This is a genomic window from Aeromonas sp. 97A (assembly GCF_051919185.1).
Classification (GTDB): Bacteria; Pseudomonadota; Gammaproteobacteria; order Enterobacterales; family Aeromonadaceae; genus Aeromonas; species Aeromonas veronii.
In genome coordinates, this window is record NZ_JBQBFF010000001.1 from 211,284 (window position 1) to 229,360 (window position 18,077).

General features: G+C 59.0%; 17 protein-coding genes and 1 pseudogene. 17 read left to right on the plus strand and 1 reads right to left on the minus strand.

The genetic code is table 11. The features are described from left to right. Nucleotides 1-39: 39 nt before the first annotated feature. Complete coding sequence (locus ACTG27_RS01010; RefSeq protein WP_439978935.1) at nucleotides 40-951, minus strand: AraC family transcriptional regulator; 912 nt, start codon at nucleotides 949-951, stop codon at nucleotides 40-42. 154 nt (nucleotides 952-1,105) lie between these two features. On the opposite strand from ACTG27_RS01010, the gene fliE reads away from it, so the two are divergent. The 17 genes and pseudogenes from fliE (at nucleotide 1,106) to flhF (ending at nucleotide 18,076) form a co-directional block, all read left to right on the plus strand. After that, entirely contained in the window at nucleotides 1,106-1,423 is a 318-nt protein-coding gene (gene fliE / locus ACTG27_RS01015; protein ID WP_005353687.1) for a flagellar hook-basal body complex protein FliE, read from the plus strand. Between the two features lie 62 nt (nucleotides 1,424-1,485). After that, nucleotides 1,486-3,195: a flagellar basal-body MS-ring/collar protein FliF gene (gene fliF / locus ACTG27_RS01020; RefSeq protein WP_439978937.1), complete on the plus strand. Its 1,710-nt coding sequence runs from the start codon at nucleotides 1,486-1,488 to the stop codon at nucleotides 3,193-3,195. Further along, a complete protein-coding gene (gene fliG / locus ACTG27_RS01025; protein ID WP_005334749.1) occupies nucleotides 3,188-4,249 on the plus strand; it encodes a flagellar motor switch protein FliG in 1,062 nt (353 codons plus the stop codon). The genes fliF and fliG overlap by 8 nt, the downstream gene beginning before the upstream one ends. Nucleotides 4,250-4,317: 68 nt before the next feature. Then, the gene (fliH, locus tag ACTG27_RS01030) at nucleotides 4,318-5,142 is read left to right on the plus strand and encodes a flagellar assembly protein FliH (RefSeq protein ID WP_439978939.1); all 825 of its coding nucleotides are present in this window, start codon (nucleotides 4,318-4,320) and stop codon (nucleotides 5,140-5,142) included. 52 nt (nucleotides 5,143-5,194) lie between these two features. Beyond that, nucleotides 5,195-6,526: a flagellar protein export ATPase FliI gene (fliI, locus tag ACTG27_RS01035; RefSeq protein ID WP_421268679.1), complete on the plus strand. Its 1,332-nt coding sequence runs from the start codon at nucleotides 5,195-5,197 to the stop codon at nucleotides 6,524-6,526. A 27-nt stretch (nucleotides 6,527-6,553) separates the two neighbouring features. After that, the gene (fliJ, locus tag ACTG27_RS01040) at nucleotides 6,554-6,994 is read left to right on the plus strand and encodes a flagellar export protein FliJ (protein ID WP_005334746.1); all 441 of its coding nucleotides are present in this window, start codon (nucleotides 6,554-6,556) and stop codon (nucleotides 6,992-6,994) included. A gap of 67 nt (nucleotides 6,995-7,061) precedes the next feature. Then, nucleotides 7,062-8,984, plus strand: coding sequence for a flagellar hook-length control protein FliK (locus ACTG27_RS01045; RefSeq protein ID WP_439978940.1), 1,923 nt, complete (start codon nucleotides 7,062-7,064; stop codon nucleotides 8,982-8,984). Nucleotides 8,985-9,041: 57 nt separating this feature from the next. Further along, on the plus strand, nucleotides 9,042-9,557 hold the full coding sequence (fliL, locus tag ACTG27_RS01050) for a flagellar basal body-associated protein FliL (RefSeq protein WP_043822474.1): 516 nt from the start codon (nucleotides 9,042-9,044) through the stop codon (nucleotides 9,555-9,557). Nucleotides 9,558-9,564: 7 nt separating this feature from the next. Then, on the plus strand, nucleotides 9,565-10,635 hold the full coding sequence (gene fliM, locus ACTG27_RS01055) for a flagellar motor switch protein FliM (RefSeq protein ID WP_005334736.1): 1,071 nt from the start codon (nucleotides 9,565-9,567) through the stop codon (nucleotides 10,633-10,635). A gap of 49 nt (nucleotides 10,636-10,684) precedes the next feature. After that, nucleotides 10,685-11,076: pseudogene (gene fliN / locus ACTG27_RS01060) on the plus strand (flagellar motor switch protein FliN). Next, complete coding sequence (gene fliO, locus ACTG27_RS01065) at nucleotides 11,073-11,453, plus strand: flagellar biosynthetic protein FliO (RefSeq protein ID WP_005353678.1); 381 nt, start codon at nucleotides 11,073-11,075, stop codon at nucleotides 11,451-11,453. Before fliN ends, fliO begins: the two are co-directional and overlap by 4 nt. After that, nucleotides 11,440-12,213 carry a flagellar type III secretion system pore protein FliP gene (gene fliP, locus ACTG27_RS01070; RefSeq protein ID WP_005334729.1) on the plus strand — a complete coding sequence of 258 codons (774 nt, stop codon included), beginning with the start codon at nucleotides 11,440-11,442 and terminating at the stop codon, nucleotides 12,211-12,213. The genes fliO and fliP overlap by 14 nt, the downstream gene beginning before the upstream one ends. A gap of 25 nt (nucleotides 12,214-12,238) precedes the next feature. Continuing rightward, entirely contained in the window at nucleotides 12,239-12,508 is a 270-nt protein-coding gene (gene fliQ, locus ACTG27_RS01075) for a flagellar biosynthesis protein FliQ (RefSeq protein WP_040065332.1), read from the plus strand. Next, a complete protein-coding gene (gene fliR, locus ACTG27_RS01080; RefSeq protein WP_005353677.1) occupies nucleotides 12,505-13,302 on the plus strand; it encodes a flagellar biosynthetic protein FliR in 798 nt (265 codons plus the stop codon). The genes fliQ and fliR overlap by 4 nt, the downstream gene beginning before the upstream one ends. Next, on the plus strand, nucleotides 13,295-14,425 hold the full coding sequence (gene flhB / locus ACTG27_RS01085; RefSeq protein ID WP_100653280.1) for a flagellar biosynthesis protein FlhB: 1,131 nt from the start codon (nucleotides 13,295-13,297) through the stop codon (nucleotides 14,423-14,425). The genes fliR and flhB overlap by 8 nt, the downstream gene beginning before the upstream one ends. Before the next feature lie 107 nt (nucleotides 14,426-14,532). Next, on the plus strand, nucleotides 14,533-16,635 hold the full coding sequence (gene flhA, locus ACTG27_RS01090; protein ID WP_005353675.1) for a flagellar biosynthesis protein FlhA: 2,103 nt from the start codon (nucleotides 14,533-14,535) through the stop codon (nucleotides 16,633-16,635). Between the two features lie 16 nt (nucleotides 16,636-16,651). Next, nucleotides 16,652-18,076: a flagellar biosynthesis protein FlhF gene (gene flhF, locus ACTG27_RS01095; RefSeq protein ID WP_120415652.1), complete on the plus strand. Its 1,425-nt coding sequence runs from the start codon at nucleotides 16,652-16,654 to the stop codon at nucleotides 18,074-18,076. The last annotated feature ends 1 nt before the right edge of the window (nucleotide 18,077 follow it).

An 18,077-nucleotide genomic window follows, 5' to 3' on the forward strand; every position in this document is an offset into this window, starting at 1 on the left:
GAAGGCACCGAAGTGGGTAAATGGAAATGAGGTATCGGCTTATCGGTTGATCAGCGGGATACAGATATCAAACACGTAATGATCCCGGTCGGAGTCCGTGCCTGCGTGGTATTGCTCGTAACACGGACGATCGTCGCAGTTCAGCCCTTGACCCACTACCCAGCGAAACGCCGTCTCCCAGCAGGCAACCAGTTGATCGCCGCGAGCGATAAACTGACAAACCGCATAGAGGCCCGCTGCGATGGTCTGGGTGGTTAACTGGCGCCCAGCGGGGATCTCTGGCCCCAGCTCGATGCAGACGTCAGTACGGCAACGGGTCTCATCGGTGATATCGGGGATATCCCAATAGAGACTCAGTGTACCCGCCGGTGTCATCGCCTCGTCTGAGGCGAACAGCGCGAGCAAATCCCGATGAGCTTGCTCGCAGGTCTCTTTGCCATAGGGGCCCAGGCGGCGCATGTACGCCACGCGCCGGGCGGGCATCTGCCTGACGCTTGCCCCCTGCAACAGACCCGGGTGTTCGGTGACCGGGTGCATGACCAGGCCATCATAGGTGTCAAAGGGAAGGGGATCGTTTCCAATCTTGCTTTTCCAGTTTCCCCCCTGCTGCTGGCGGTATTCCGAGGGGCTCATCGCGAAGTGCAGGCGAAAGGCCTTGGCGAAATTCTGCGAGCTGGAGAACCCGGCGGCCAGTGCGAGGGTGGTGATGTCGCTCTGGGGGGAGGCGAGCAAGCGACGGGCTGCGCGCTCCATACGCAGGCGCCGGGTAAATCCGGCAATGGTCTCGCCGACCATCGTCTTGAAAATACGGTGGAAGTGGAAGGTGGAGATGGCCGCCGCCGCTGCGACCTCATCCAGGCCCGGATTGTCATCCAGATGGTGGCTGATGTAGTCCATCGCCTTGAACACGGGTTTGCGATAATCCAGAGCGGACTCCTTGCCAGCCAGCAAAAGTGGGCGTCAGAGTCGGATTCAATCAGAGCTGCCTGCCGTTGTCGAACCCGTCCGGCCTGGTCTGGCCACTCATTCGCATCGCGCTTTTAACGCATTGGCACTCTAATTGCTTGTTGCATGCCAGCGTCAATGATTTGTCTGGGGATGGAAAATGGAAATTAGTGCAAGCAGCCTGATGCAAGAGATGCAGGCGCTCAAGATCGAAGCAGGCGCAACGCCGCTGGCACAACCCGGTCGTCAGGTAACCTCCGACTTTGGTCTGCTGCTGCAACAGGCGCTTGGCAACGTCAACGAGCTGCAAGGGGCCGCCAATGACCTGCGTACCCGTTTCGATATGGGTGACAAGTCGGTGGATCTGGCCGAGGTGATGATCGCGGGCCAAAAATCCTCCATCGCCTTTGAAGCCACGGTACAGGTGCGCAACAAGATGGTCGATGCCTACAAGACCATCATGAACATGCCGGTATAAGCGACGCCAATAAACCATGACGACTGAACATCATGAACATGTCAGCAATAAGGACATAAATCGTGGCTACTGACCAAAACGGCGATCTGCTGATAAACGATGAGGGCACCGCCGCCCTCGATGAAAATGAGCAGAAGAGTTCGGCGCTGGGCTTCCTGTCCAACACCGATGTGCTGCGGCAAATCACCCTGATCCTGGGGCTTGCCATCTGTCTGGCCATTGCGGTGTTTATCCTGCTGTGGGGCAAGGAGCCGGACATGCGTCCGCTCGGCACCTACACCACCCAGGAGCTGGTGAAGACTCTCGACTTCCTCGATCAGCAGAAGATCCCCTATGAGGTGGATGGCAAGAGCGTGCTGGTCAACGCCGAAAGCTACCCCACTATCCAACTGGCCCTGACCCGTGCCGGTCTTGCCAATGCCACCGATAGCAACATCGGTGGTGAAGATATCCTGCTGAAAGATTCCAGTTTCGGCGTCAGCCAGCGGATGGAGAGTGAACGTCTGAAGCTGAGCCGCGAGCGCCAGCTGGCGAGCGCCATCGAGCAGTTCCAGAATGTGGCCAAGGCCCAGGTGCTGCTGGCCATTCCGAAAGACAACGTGTTTGCCCGCAACGAACGCAAACCCAGTGCCACCGTGGTGCTCAACCTGAAAGGGGCGGCGCTGGGGCAGGGGGAGGTGGACTCCATCGTCGATATGGTCGCTTCCGCCGTACATGGCCTTGAGCCGACCCGGGTGACCGTCACCGACCAGAATGGCCGCCTGCTCAACTCCGGCTCGCAAGACCCGATCTCGGCCCAGACTCGCAAAGAGTTTGCCATGCAGCAGAAGCAGGAGCTGGAGTACAAACAAAAAATTGACGCCATCCTGATCCCGGTGCTGGGGGCTGACAACTATACGGCGGAAGTGGATCTCTCCCTCGACTTCTCCCAGCAGGAGCAGACCCGCAAGACTTACAACCCTGACTTGCCTGCAGTGCGCTCCGAGATGACCATGGAAGAGAACAGCGCCAGCGGCAGCAACGGTGGTGTGCCTGGTGCACTCTCCAACCAGCCCCCTGCCGCCTCCAATATTCCCGAGGAGGCGACCGGTGGTGATGGTGCCAGCGCTGCTGCTTCGGGCCGCTCCCGCAGAGAGGCGACTCGCAACTTCGAACTGGATACCACCGTCAGCCATACCCGTCGTCAGATGGGAGGCATTCGCCGCATGACTGTTTCGGTTGCCGTGGATTACAAAGCGGTACCCGGTGCCGACGGGGCCGTGACTCGTGAGGCGCGCACCCAGGCGGAACTCGATACATTGCGCCGTTTGCTGAGCGGTGGCCTTGGCTTTGATGTGACCCGTGGTGATACCCTTGAGGTGGTCGCGATTCCGTTCAATCGCCCAGAGCTGGATACCGTGGCTGAAGTGCCGCTCTACGATCAGCCCTGGTTCTGGCGTGCGGTGCGGATTGCCGCCTCGGTATTGGTGATCATCGTCTTGATCGTCACCGTGGTTCGCCCCATGCTCAAGCGACTGCTCTATCCGGATGCCAAACCGGAAGGGGAAGTGGATTTCGACAACCACACCGTACTGGGTGGCGACGACGAGTTGAGTCTGCTGTCAGCACAAGTCGAGAACGATCAGGTATTTGGTGTCCGCGATGGCCAGCTGAAACTGCCGGATCTGCATCGTGACGAAGACTTGCTCAAGGCGGTACGTGCGCTGGTGGCGAACGAGCCGGATCTGGCCGCTCAGGTCATTAAAGAATGGGTAACGAACAAAGATGCCTGAAGAAAAGAAGAGTCAAGTCACCGGCAATGACATCACCGACAGTCAGCGCCAGATCCTCGACCAGATGTCGGGGATGGAGATGGCTGCGGTGCTGATGCTCAGCCTCAATGAAGAGGATGCCGCCCAGATCTTCCGTCATCTCGAGCCCAAGCAGGTGCAGCGGCTCGGTATGTCGATGGCCTCCATGTCCGACTTCAGTCACGATCGGGTGGCGGCGGTGCACCGTCAATTCATCGACGATATCCAGAAGTACACCAACATCGGTATCGGCAGTGAAGACTTCGTGCGCAAGGCGTTGGTGGCGGCCCTTGGCGAGGACAAGGCGAGCAATCTGGTGGACCAGATCATTCTCGGTTCCGGCGCCCGCGGTCTCGATTCGCTCAAGTGGATGGATGCCCGTCAGGTGGCCAGCATCATCCAGAACGAACACCCGCAGATCCAGACCATCGTGCTCTCCTATCTGGAGCCGGAGCAATCCGCCGAGATCCTGAGCCAGTTCCCGGAGCAGGTGCGCCTCGATCTGGTGATGCGTATCGCCAACCTCGAAGAGGTACAACCGGCGGCACTGCAAGAGTTGAACGACATCATGGAGAAACAGTTCGCCGGTGCGGCCGGTGCCCAGGCAGCCAAGATGGGCGGCCTGAAGGCTGCCGCCAACATCATGAACTATCTGGATACCAATATCGAAGGCCAGCTGATGGACTCCATCCGCGAGTCGGACGAAGAGATGAGCCAGCAGATCCAGGATTTGATGTTCGTGTTCGAAAACCTCATCGATGTGGACGATCGCGGCATCCAGACCATGCTGCGGGAAGTGCCTGGGGATCTGCTGCAACGCGCCCTCAAGGGCTCCGACGATCAGATGCGCGAGAAGATCTTCAAGAACATGTCCAAACGGGCGGCCGAAATGCTGGCGGACGATCTGGAGGCCATGGGGCCGATCCGGGTCTCCGAAGTGGAAGCGGCCCAGAAAGAGATCCTCTCCATCGCCCGTCGTCTGGCGGATGCCGGCGAGATCATGCTGGGCGCTGGTGGCGGCGAGGAGTTCCTCTAAGCCATGGCCCATAAACAGAATTGCGATGCCAACCCCGCATCAGGCAGTGGTGAGGAGCCGCGCAAAGCATGAACAACAAACTGCGTGGGTATGTGCGCCCCGAGGGCGATGATGCCCGAGTTGATACCTGGGGCTGGCCCGAGATGGAGGTCGAGATAGAGGCGGGGGCCCCCACCAATGCTCTTGGCCTTGCCCCTGACTGGTATCAGCAGGAAGAGGAGGTGGTGGAGCCGGAGCCCGAACAGGAGCCGACCCCCAGCATCACCGCCGAGGAGCTTGAAGCGATCCGTCAGGCCGCCTGGGAAGAGGGGATGGCTGAGGGGCGTGAGTCCGGTTATGCCAAGGGTATGGAAGAGGGCAAGCTGGAAGGATTGCAACAGGGCCACTCTGCCGGTCTCGAACAGGGGCGCGAGGAGGGGCTGGCCATGGGCCGCGAGCTGGTGGAGCAGGAGATTGCCCACTGGCAGGGGCTCGCCGCCCGCCTTGCCAATCCGCTTAACGAGCTGGATCAGGCGGTGGAGCAGCAGTTGGTCTCGCTGGTGATGCAACTGGCCCGCGCGCTTATTCGTCACGAAGCGGAGACCTCCCCCCGCATTTTGCTGGAGGCGCTCAAAGAGGGGCTGGCGTTGCTGCCTGCCGCCGAACAGGGGGTGACTCTGATGTTGCATCCCGACGATATAGCGCGAATCGAACAGGCATTTGGCGCCGAAGAGTGCGCCAAGCGCCACTGGCGATTGCAAAGCGATCCCACCCTTTCCCCCGGCGATCTGCAACTGGCTACCGAGCTCTCCAGCATCGATTTGACCCTCTCCGGGCGCATCGATCAGTTGCTGCGCAACTTCTTGCGGGACAATGCGTCGCAGAGACCGGCTTCGCAGGACTCACGCCCATAACCGATGCCGGACGTTGCTGTCCGGCTGCACTTTTTAGCTCTCAGGAGGCCAGATGAGCGGCTCGCTACTGAACCGGTTGCAAGGGTACAAGGTACGCGACAGCGCCCCCAAACCGCCGGTCGCCGGCAAATTGACCCGGGTGGTGGGGCTGACCCTCGAAGCCATTGGCTGCCGCGCCGCCATCGGTGCTCTCTGCCGCATCGATACCCTTGATGGGACGCTGGAGGCTGAAGTGGTCGGTTTTTCTGGCGATCGCCTCTATCTGATGCCGAGCGAGCAGCTCAAGGGGGTGATCCCCGGTGCCCGGGTGGTGCCCATCACCGAAGAGCACGGCATTCCGGTTGGGATGAACCTGCTTGGTCGGGTCATCGACGGCATTGGTCAGCCACTCGATGGCCTCGGCCCCATTCTCTCCTCCCAGACCGTGCAGTTTGCCCAGCAGCGCATCAACCCGCTCTCTCGCCGCCCGATCCATCAGCCGATGGACGTGGGGGTACGCGCCATCAATGCCGTGTTGACGGTGGGGCAGGGCCAGCGGATGGGGCTGTTTGCCGGTTCCGGTGTCGGTAAATCGGTGCTGCTTGGCATGATGACTCGCGGCTCGGTGGCAGATGTGGTGGTGGTCGGCCTCATCGGTGAACGGGGCCGGGAAGTGAAAGAGTTTATTGAAGACATTCTGGGAGAGGAGGGGCGAGCCCGCTCCGTGGTGGTAGCGGCTCCCGCTGATGCCTCGCCGCTGATGCGGCTCAAGGGGTGTGAAACGGCGCTGGCCATTGCCGAATATTTCCGCGATCAGGGGCTTAATGTGCTGCTCTTGATGGATTCGCTGACCCGTTATGCCCAAGCCCAGCGTGAAATCGCGCTGGCGGTGGGCGAGCCGCCTGCAACCAAGGGCTATCCACCGTCGGTATTTGCCAAATTACCGGCGCTGGTGGAGCGGGCGGGTAACGGCAGTGACGGCCAGGGCTCCATCACCGCCTTCTTCACCGTCCTGACCGAGGGGGATGACCTGCAAGATCCCATTGCCGATGCGGCGCGGGCGATCCTCGATGGTCACATAGTTCTGTCGCGCGAGCTGGCCGATGCGGGCCACTATCCGGCTATCGACATCGAGAAGTCCATCAGCCGGGTTATGCCCATGGTGACCTCGCCGGAACATATGGATCTGGCGCGCACCCTCAAGCAGTTCTACTCCCTCTATCAGCAGAACCGGGATCTCATCACCATCGGCGCCTACAGTCAGGGGTCCGATCCGCGCATTGACCGCGCCATCATTCAAAAACCCTATCTGGATCAGTTCTTGCAGCAGGGGATGCGCGAGGTCATTCACTACGATGATGGCCTGCAAGCCTTGCAGATGGTGGCGATGCCATTGATGCGCTGATGATGGTCGGTAACAGAGAGGTCGACGATGAGTAAAGGGTTGGTATTGTTGGCCGATCGGCTGGTGGAGGCGGAGCAGCAGTGTGCGCTGGCGCTGGTGAAGGCGCAGCAGGATCTCAAGCTGTTCATGGATCAGCAAAATGCTCTCAACCAGTACCGCCAGATCTATCACCAGCAGTGGACCGATCGCGGCCTGCAGGGGATTTCGCCCCAGCAAAATACCCAGTATCACGCCTTTATCAACAAGCTCGAACAGGCGGCGACCCAGCAGTACGAAGGGGTGTTGCAGGTGCGTCAGGCGCTGGAACAGCGCCGTGAAGAGTGGCTGGCGGCCCAGCAGCGGCGCAAGGCGGTGGAGCTGTTGCTGGAGAAGCAGGCGAGCCGCGAGCAGCAGAAAGCCCAGCGTCAGGAGCAGAAGATGCTGGATGAGTACGCCATGTTGCGACGTTTTCATCAATCTGGCCTGTAACTTGCTTTGATATGGACATTGTCGGCGGCCATCTCTTTGGGGGCCACCAGAATTCAGGGATCCCATCATGATGCAGACACTGTTGACACAAACGCCTTCGGCTCCGGCCAACGGGTTGGACAAAGCGCCTCTGAGCGGTTCCGTCGAGAGCAAAAGTATCGATGGGGGAACCGGCAGCGACAGCAAGGGGGATTTCGCCACCCTGATTGCCAAGGCCCGGAACAGCGAACAGGGCGCCGCCGAGGCTACTCAGGACGGTAACCATGTCCGATCAGCCAAATCTTTGGCGACCGAGAGCGCCTCTCCCAAAGAGGAGACCGGCAAGGAGCAGGATCCTGACGCCGACAACAAGGTGGAGGAGGTCCCTGCCACCGACTTTCTGCTGCGCCTGCAAGACTCCCTCAAGCTCGATACCTCGCTAGTGACAACCCAGCTGGCGGTGGCGGCCCAACAGAGCGCCACTGCGGTAGACGGCAATCCGTTGCCGCAAGAGGGTGAGCAGGAGGGGATTGCGCTTGATGAAGGCGAGCAGCCCCCTGCCGCTGCCAGAATTGCCAGCCAGCTTGCCGGTCAGACCGGGGCGCAGTCGCCGCTGGCGACGACCGCAAACTCGACTTCAGAAACCACCGTATCCTCCTCAGCGGCGCGAGTGGTGGCGAAGGGCGATGCCTCTGCTGCCGTTCTCTCCTCTGAAGGTGAAGATGCCGCCACCACTGCGGATGGGCAGACCGGGGAGAAAGCCTCTGCCAAGGGCGAAACCCTCGGGGCAGATGGCAAGCACACCAAGCCCCTCACGGGGGCAGAGCGGATGACCCAGCTGGCCAAGGTGCTGCCGGTCGATGAGTCGGCAAGCACCACCAAATCCGCTGAGTCACTCGCAACAAAAGAGGCTGGCGACAGCAAATCCGATCTCGCCGCCAGCAATGCTTTGACTAACAAGGGGCAGGCAACGCAAGCCGCGACTCAGGGGGCCGCCCTCAAGGCCTTCAATGAGGCGCTCAAGCAGCCTGAGGCTGGCACAGCTACAGCTACAGCTGAGGGCAGTGGTGCAACTGGCAAGGGGGCAGAAAAGGGTGCCGCCGAGGGTAGCCAGCAGCCAGCCACCGCCGCTAATCAAGGTTCGGCGCAGGTGGCGACGGCGCAAAGTGTCGCAGAAAGTGCCGCAGCCCAGAGCAGCGTAACGACAAATGCGACGACTCCGACCGATAACGCTGCCGCCCCCGTGATGGTGGCGCCGCAGCAGGTGTTGGCACAGGCTGAATCTCAGGGGCCGCAAGCACCGCTGTCGACCATTTCAGCCGGCATCAAACAGATGGAAGTGACGGGTACCGACGAGGTGCGAAAAGCGGTTTCGCTTGAGGTAAAACCGAAGGCCGGTGAGGCGGAGAAGAGCCTGGTTGCGACGACATCGAGCGGTGAGAGCAGCCCGAGCCAGACCGTTCAGCATGGCCAGAACAGCCAGACTCAGCCACAGGTAGCCGATAGCCGGGCGCCCGCCGCTGAGACTACGCTGCGCCGTGAGCCGCAGAATTTACCCCATTTGAAACTGGCCAGTCAGGAAGCGCCTGCCGAATTGCACCAGAAGGTCAATGTGATGCTGGCCGAGAAACTGCAACAGGCGGAAATTCAGCTCGACCCCCTCGGCCTTGGCAAGATGAAGATCCAGATCCAGATGGGAGCTGACAGCCAGGCCAACGTCCATTTTGTGGTACAACACGGACAGACCCGCGAGATGCTGGAGCAGGCGATGCCCCGGCTGCGTGACATGCTGGCAGGGCAGGGGATCCAGCTTGGCCAGACGCAGGTGCAGCAGCAGTCGCAGCAACAGCAGCAACAGGGCCAGCCCACCTTTAACGGGCAGGGTCAGCAGGGTCAGAGTAGTGGTCAGCCGCGGTCCGGTAACGGGCTGGTTGAAGGGGAACTCACCACTTCCAACCCCAGTTTGCTGGTGGAATCGACAAACGGTTCCGGAATTGATTTCTATGCTTGATGCAATCCCGAGTAAGTTTATGATATCGAACAAGTTTGAGACTAGGGTGGACAAGGGATGGCTGACGATAACGAGTTGACGCTAAAAGACCCGGCTGCGGGCAAGAAAAAGAAGCTGATCATTATCATTGCCCTGGCGGTTATTTTGCTGGGCGGTGGTGGTGCTGGCGCCTTCCTGATGCTCTCCGGCTCCGATAAACCGCCTGCTGAAGCGGCGGAAGGTGCCGAGGCCACACCCAAGGAGGAAGCGCCTAAACCTTCCCTCTATGTCGGTATGCCGCGCCCCTTTGTCTTCAACGTCGCAGGTGCCCAGCGAGATCGACTGGTGCAGATCAAGATCCAGCTGATGGTGCGCGGTACCGCCGACGAGACGCTGGCCAAACAGAATATCCCCCTGATTGAAGGCACTTTGTTGCGGGTATTCAGCGCAGCCAGTGCCGAACAGCTGATGACCTTTGAAGGCAAGGAGAAGCTGCGCAAGGATTCACTGGAAGAGTGCCGTCGGGTGCTCAAGGACCTGGTCTCTTCCCCCGTTATCGAACAAGTGCTGTTTACCGGCTTTGTAATGCAGTAGGTGAAGCGTGAGCGATCTGTTAAGTCAGGACGAAATTGATGCCCTCTTGCACGGTGTCGATGATGTCGAAGAGGAAGAGATAGGCGGCGCTGGAGACCCCGGCGTAGCCCAGTTTGACTTCTCCTCCCAAGACCGCATCGTCCGTGGTCGCATGCCAACGCTGGAGCTGGTGAATGAACGTTTCGCTCGCCATATGCGGATCAGCCTGTTCAACATGATGCGTCGTACCGCCGAGGTCTCGATCAACGGCGTGCAGATGCTCAAGTTTGGCGAGTATGTTCATACCCTGTTTGTGCCGACCAGTCTCAACATGGTGCGCTTCCGCCCGCTCAAGGGGACGGCGCTCATCACCATGGAGGCCAGACTGGTCTTCATTCTGGTGGAGAACTTCTTCGGTGGCGATGGCCGTTATCACGCCAAGATTGAAGGGCGCGAATTTACCCCGACCGAACGGCGCATTATCCAGATGCTGCTCAAACTGGTGTTTGAGGATTACAAGGATGCCTGGGCGCCAGTGATGGATGTGGGGTTCGAGTATCTCGACTCGGAAGTGAACCCGGCAATGGCCAACATCGTCAGCCCTACCGAAGTGATCGTGGTGAGCTCGTTCCACATCGAGCTCGATGGCGGCGGCGGCGACTTCCACGTGGCGATGCCTTATTCCATGCTGGAGCCGATCCGCGAGCTGCTGGACGCCGGTGTGCAGAGTGACAAGGGGGATACCGACGTACGTTGGAGCAAGGCACTGCGTGACGAGATCATGGACGTCAAGGTGGAGCTGCGCGCCAAGCTGCTGGAGACCGAACTCACCCTGCGTGAACTGATGGAGCTGCGACCTGGCGATATCATTCCGGTCGATATGCCGGAAAATCTGCTGGTTTTTGTCGAGGACTTGCCCACTTTCCACGCCAAGATGGGCCGCACCAAGGATAATGTGGCGCTCAAGATCACCGACAAGCTCAAACGTCCGGAAGGGGTCAAGACGGAGATGCATCTGGTGACCCGGGGCGGGGTACGAATTGATGGCGAGGCCGAGCTGGAAGAGCTCGAACGCAGTATCGAAGATCAACAGCGATAATTGACGGTTTATTACGGTAAACGGTCACGAAGTAGCATAAGGAAACAAGATGAGCGGAACTGAGGAAGAGGATCTGATGGCTGATGCCTGGCTGCGGCTCTGGAGGAGCAGGTGACGGCGGAAGCCAAGCCAGCCCCGCTGGAAGAGTTGAAAGATGATGCCCCCATCAGTGCCGAGGAGCGTCGCAAGCTCGACACTATTCTCGATATTCCGGTCACTATCGCCATGGAGGTGGGCCGCAGCCAGATCAGCATTCGCAACCTGTTGCAGCTGAACCAGGGCTCGGTGGTGGAGCTGGATCGTGTTGCAGGCGAGCCGCTGGATGTATTGGTCAACGGTACCCTGATCGCTCACGGCGAGGTGGTGGTGGTGAACGACAAGTTCGGTATCCGCCTGACTGACGTCATCAGCCAGATTGAACGGATCAAGAAGCTCAAATGATGCGCCTCCTGTTGTTATTGCTGCCTGTTCCGGTCTTTGCCGAGACAGCGGCATCTGCCAACGTGCCTAGTCTGAGCTCCTGGTTGCTCTCCAGTCTGATGGTGATTGGCCTCATTCTGGTGCTGGGCTTTCTGCTCAAGAAGAGCAAGCTGGCGACCGCCATGGGTGGCGGCCAGATGCGGGTCATCGCCTCGTTGCCGGTGGGTTACAAAGAGAAGCTGCTGGTAGTCAAGGTGGGCGAACAGCAACTGCTGGTCGGCGTAACACCGCAGCAGGTCAATTTTCTCTACCGGCTGGAGGAGCCGCTGGACGAAAACCAGCCTCAGGCGTTTTCCCAGCAGCTTGGCAAATTGATGGGCAAGCATGAAAAAAGCTAACGGCTTATGGCTGAAAACGGGGCTGCTGGTCAGCCTGCTGATACCACTGTTTTGCTCTTGGCCTGCGTTGGCACAGGACGCCATGTCGGCGGTGACCGTCAAGACCATGGGGGATGGCTCTCAGGAGTACAGCCTGACCCTGCAAGTACTGGCGCTGATGACCGCGCTCTCCTTCTTGCCGGCCATGGTGATCATGATGACCTCGTTTACCCGCATCATTGTGGTGTTGGGTATCTTGCGCCAGGCGATCGGTCTGCAACAGAGTCCCTCCAACCAGGTGTTGATCGGCATCGCCCTGTTTATGTCGTTCTTCATCATGTCGCCGGTGCTGGATCGCATCAATGATGAGGCGTTGCAGCCCTATCTGGCCGAGACCATTCAGGCAAAGGAGGCGCTGGAGCGGGCCGAGTTGCCCATCCACCAGTTCATGCTGGCCCAGACCCGGATCAAGGATCTCAACACCTTTATGGAGATCGCCAACGTGCAGGTGGAGAAACCTGCCGATGTGCCGTTGCGGGTGTTGATCCCTGCGTTTGTCACCAGCGAGCTGAAAACCGCCTTCCAGATTGGTTTTATGCTGTTCCTGCCGTTCTTGGTCATCGATCTGGTGGTCGCCAGTATTCTGATGGCGATGGGGATGATGATGCTCTCGCCGATGATCGTCTCGCTGCCCTTCAAGCTGATGCTGTTCGTGATGGTGGATGGCTGGAACCTCATCCTGGGGTCGTTGGCCAACAGTTTCGGACTGGGTGCCGGTTAGCCGGTCGAGCGCAAGGAGCCCGAATATGAGTCCTGAAACCTTTGTCGACGTCTTTCGCGAGGCGCTCTGGCTGGTCAATATCATGGTCAGCGCCGTGATCCTGCCCAGCCTCGCTATCGGACTGGTGGTAGCCATTTTTCAGGCGGCCACCTCCATCAACGAACAGACCCTGAGCTTTCTGCCTCGTCTCATCGTGACACTGTTTGCGCTGGGGGCTGGCGCTCACTGGGGCTTGCAGAGTCTGATGGACTTCTTCGTGCTGATGGTGAACCAAATCCCCGAGGTGGTGGGATGACCTACACAACCGCTCTGATCATGGAGTGGTTGTCTTCCATCCTCTGGCCGCTGGCGCGGGTGAGCAGTCTGCTGATGGTGATGGCGGTGTTTGGCAGCCGCCTTGCTCCTGCGCGGGTACGGATGGGGCTGGCTTTGGCCATCACCTTTCTGATAGCCCCGCTGCTCCCGAAAATGCCCCCCATTGAACTCTTCTCTGCCGGCAGTTTTCTGGTATTGGGCCAGCAACTGCTGATCGGAATTGCCCTCGGCCTGATGACCCAGTTTCTGATGGAGAGCTTCGTGATGGCCGGTCAGGTCATCGCCATGCAGACCAGTCTGGGTTTTGCCACCCTGGTGGACCCGATGAATGGCCAGTCGGCCCCCGTGGTCGGTCAGTTTTATCTGATGCTGGCGACCCTGGTGTTTCTGGCGCTGGATGGTCATCTGGTGATGCTGCGGCTGGTCATTCTTAGTTTCGAGACACTGCCTGTCTCCGAGCACGGCCTCTCGGTTTCATCCATGAAAACCCTGAGTGCGTTTCTGGGTGTGATGTATCAGGCTGCTTTGGTGATGTCGCTCTCAGCCATCGTCGCCTTGCTCCTAATCAACTTCGCCTTTGGTGTCATGACCCGGGCGGCGCCGCAACTCAACATTTTCAGTATCGGTTTTGCGGTCAGCATGATGTCGGGTCTGCTCATCCTCTGGCTCACTATCGGTGGGTTCCTCGGCCACTTCGACATCATGTGGGAGCGGGTGCAGGAGGTCAGCTGCGAGCTGATCAACACCCAGTGCTTCGGGGGCGCTCATGGCTGATACCGACCAGGAACGTACCGAACAACCCACGGGCAAACGACTGCAACAGGCCCGTGAAAAGGGGCAGATTGCACGTTCAAAAGAGCTGGGGACCGCCAGTGTTCTGCTCTCGGCGGTCTTTGGCCTGCTGATGCTCAAGGGCTCGCTGGCGACTGCCATGATCAAGGTAGTCACCATGGGCTTTACCCTGGACAGGGAGCAGGCGTTCGATCCCAATGCCATGATCGCCATGGTGCCGGCGCTGCTGGGGGAACTGGTGCTTCCGCTGGGACTCTTGTTTGCACTGGTGGCGATTGCCGCTTTTATCGGCAACACCCTGATGGGTGGGATGAACTTCTCCACCGAAGCCATGATGCCCAAGATGAGCAAGTTGAGTCCACTCAGCGGCATCAAGCGCATGTTCGGGGTGCAGTCACTGATCGAGCTGGTCAAATCCATCGCCAAGGTGGTGTTCATCACCCTGTTTGCCTGGTGGATGTTATCCAGCCAGTTCAATCACCTGCTCAACCTATCAATGGAGGGTTTCCCCGGCGGTATTATCGATGCGCTGGAGTTGTTTCTCTGGATGTTGATCATCCTCTGCTGCGCCCTGCTTCCCATCGTTGCCATCGACGTGCCGTTCCAGCAGTGGAATCACATGCGTCAGCTCAAGATGACCAAACAGGAGGTCAAGGACGAGTTCAAGGACAGCGAAGGCAAGCCCGAGGTAAAGGGCAAGATCCGTCAGTTGCAGATGCAGATGGCGATGCGCCGGATGATGGGGGATGTACCCAAGGCCGATGTGGTGATCACCAACCCGACCCACTACTCGGTAGCGCTCAAGTATGATGCAGGCAAACCCGGTGCCGCGCCCAAGGTCGTGGCCAAGGGCACTGATGAAATTGCAATGAAGATCAGGGAGATCGCCAGAGAGTACGAGATCCCCATCATGCCGTCACCGGCTTTGACCCGGGCTATTTACCACTCAACCGAGCTGGGCCACGAGATCCCGGAAGGGCTGTTTGCGGCGGTTGCCCAGGTGCTCGCTTATGTCTTCCAGCTCAAGAAATTCCGCCGTGGTCAGGGGCGCCGTCCCCAGCCGCTGGCTAAAGATCTGCCCATTCCGACCGAATATCGAAAATGACAAAGTTCTGACGTAGTCAAAATAAATCCATTGCATTTCAATGTCTTGTATTGTTGGCTTGATGTTTGCTTTAATCTGGCACCAGCAGGTTGAAATTGAGAAGCGCGATGGAATTCAAGGCAGTATTGGGCCAGTTCAAAGAGTACCGGGGAGTTTTGGGCAAAGGCCTTGGCACCCCTCTGCTGGTATTGGCCGCGCTCGGCATGGTGGTGTTGCCCATCCCGCCGTTGATGCTGGATGTGCTCTTCTCCTTCAACATTGCCCTCTCCATCGTGGTGTTGCTGGTATCCGTCTATACCCGCCGCCCCCTCGAATTTGCTGCTTTCCCGACCGTACTGCTGCTCGCTACCCTGCTGCGGTTGGCGTTGAACGTCGCCTCGACCCGGGTGGTGTTGCTGGAAGGTCATAATGGTAGTGCGGCGGCCGGCCATGTGATCGAGGCGTTTGGTAACGTGGTGATCGGCGGCAACTATGCGGTCGGCATCATCGTTTTCACCATCCTGATGATCATCAACTTTGTGGTCATTACCAAGGGTGCCGGGCGGATCGCGGAAGTGAGTGCCCGTTTTACCCTTGATGCGATGCCGGGCAAACAGATGGCTATCGATGCCGATTTGAACGCCGGTCTCATCAATCAGGAAGAGGCGAAGAAGCGTCGCCAGGATGTGACCCAGGAAGCCGACTTCTACGGCTCCATGGATGGTGCCTCCAAATTCGTCAAAGGGGATGCCATTGCGGGCATCATGATCCTCTTTATCAACATCATCGGCGGCTTCATCATCGGGATGATGCAGCACCAGCTGACCTTCAGCGAATCGGCCGAGATCTATACCCTGTTGGCCATCGGTGACGGTCTGGTGGCACAGATCCCCTCCCTGCTGCTCTCCATTGCCGCCGCTATCATAGTGACCCGTCAGAATACCGATCAGGACATGGGTACCGCCGTACTGGGCCAGCTGTTTGACAATCCCAAAGCCCTGATCATCTCTGCCGGTATTCTGCTGATGATGGGACTGGTGCCGGGGATGCCGCATTTCGCCTTCCTGAGTCTGGGGGCTCTCGCCGCCGCCGGCGCCTGGTGGTTGCTGCGCCGCGAGAAACTGGCGGCCGCCAAAGCGGCCAAGGGTGAGCTGTTGCCTGCCACAGCCGAGCAGCCTCATGAGCAGAAAGAGCTGAGCTGGGACGATGTGATGCCGGTGGACATCATCGGGCTTGAAGTGGGTTATCAGCTGATCCCGCTGGTGGATCGCAATCAGGGTGGCGAGCTGCTCAACCGGATCAAAGGGGTGCGCAAGAAACTCTCGCAAGAGCTGGGCTTTCTGGTCCCGGCCGTCCACATTCGCGACAACCTGGATCTGGCGCCAAATCAATACCGCATCACCTTGATGGGGGTCAGTACCGGCGAGGCCAATGTCTACCATGATAAGGAGATGGCCATCAATCCGGGGCAGGTGTTCGGCCAGATCCAGGGGATAGCGACCCGGGATCCCGCCTTCGGGCTGGAAGCGGTCTGGGTTGCCAAGGAGATGGTCTCTCAGGCACAGACGCTGGGGTATACGGTGGTAGATACCGCGACCGTGGTGGCTACCCATCTGAGCCAGATCCTGACCAACCATGCGGCTCTGCTGCTGGGCCATGACGAAGTACAACAACTGCTCGACATGATTGGCAAACATCAGAGCAAGCTGGTCGAAGGGTTGGTGCCGGAAGTGATCAGCATGGGTAACCTGGTGAAGGTATTGCAGAATTTGCTCAATGAAGGCGTGCCAATCCGCGATATGCGCACTATCCTGCAGACCCTGGTTGAATACGCGCCGCGCAGTCCGGATCCGGAAGTGCTCACGGCCGCTTGCCGGATTGCCCTGCGTCGCCTGATTGTGCAAGAGATTGCAGGCCCCGATCCCGAGCTGCCGGTGATTACCTTGGCGCCGGAATTGGAACGTATATTGCATCAATCCCTGCAGGCAGGTGGTGGTGATGGTGCCGGTATTGAACCGGGTCTGGCAGAGCGGATGCAGCGCTCGCTGGTGGAAGCCACTCAACGACAAGAATTGGAAGGCCAACCGGCCGTGCTTCTGACATCGGGGATCTTGCGCAATACCCTGGCGAAATTTGTCAAGAATGCCATTCCTGGATTGCGCGTTCTGTCTTATCAGGAAGTGCCCGACGACAAGCAGATCCGCATCGTCAGTGCGGTAGGGCAGAACTAGTTAGCGGAGACGACGGGTGAAGATTAAGCGGTTTTTTGCCAAGGATATGCGAACGGCTCTGGCCGAGGTCAAGGAGACTCTCGGGCCTGACGCCGTCATCATGTCCAACAAGAAGGTCACCGGAGGGGTAGAGATAGTCGCCGCAGTCGATTATCAATCCCAGGTCCCGGGGCCCAAAGATGCGCCGGTTCGCCGTCAGCTGAACGATGAGAGCGTCAATATTTCGTCTGCTGCACGGCAGATGATCCGCCCCGAGCCGTCGCCGGTGAAGGAGCAGAACGAACATTATGCCGATACCCTGGCCGCCTTGCTGGCGCGCCAGCAGAAGCTCAAGCCGGGCAATGGGGCGCCAATGGGCAATACCCAATCGGCCGGTCTGGCCGCTGCCAATGCAGCGCCCAGAACATTGGCCGAGCAGGGGCAGTGGGGCGCAGCTCCGGAACCTGCCAAACCCAAGGCCCGGGTTGCCTCAGGTCAGCGTGCTCCTCAACCTGCCCAGCGGGATCAGGAGATGGAAGGGATGCGCAAGGAGATGGCCAGCATCCGCAAATTGCTGGAGCACCAGATCTCCGGACTGATGTGGCAAGAGGTGGAGCGCCGCGAACCGATGCGGGCCCTGTTGATCAAGGAGCTCAAGAAACTGGGCTTTGATGATGCGTTTGCCGATCAACTGGCGGGACTGATCCCCGAAGATATGTCCATCCATCAGGCGATGGCCCAGTTGGCCGAGGTGCTGACGGCCCAGCTCAAGATCAGTGAGGACGAGATCATGCGTCAGGGCGGTGCGGTGGCGCTGCTTGGTCCGACCGGGGTGGGCAAAACCACCACTATCGCCAAACTTGCGGCCCGTTTCGCCATGAAGTATGGCGCCGAGCAGGTGGCGCTGATCACCACCGACAACTACCGGATTGGTGCCCATGAACAGCTGCAGACCTATGGCCGCATCATGGGTTGCCCGGTACGGCAGGTGCGTGATGCCGAAGAGCTGGCTAATGCCCTTTATCAGTTCCGCCACCGTCGGCTGGTACTTATCGATACGGCCGGGGTAGGCCAACGGGATATCCGGTTGACCGAGCAGCTCGATACCCTGGTCAAGAATGCCAAGGTACGGATCCGCAGTTATCTGGTGATGTCGGCAACTTCCCAGCGTCGGGTGATGCAGGAAGCGGTTGACCATTTCCGGCGTATTCCATTAAGCGGCTGCATACTTACCAAATTGGATGAAAGTCTGAATCTGGGCGAAGTGATTAACGTGTGTATCCAGAATTCATTGCCCATCAGCTATATCACTGACGGACAAAGGGTTCCGGAAGATATTCAGGTTGCCAATGCGGCGCAGCTCGTCGGGGCTGCCATGGGCTCGCTGGAGCGAGAAACAGAGGAGCCCTATTTCTGGGGCGCAGGCTTTGGCGAGGCCGAAGATTCGGAGTTTTATGAGTAAC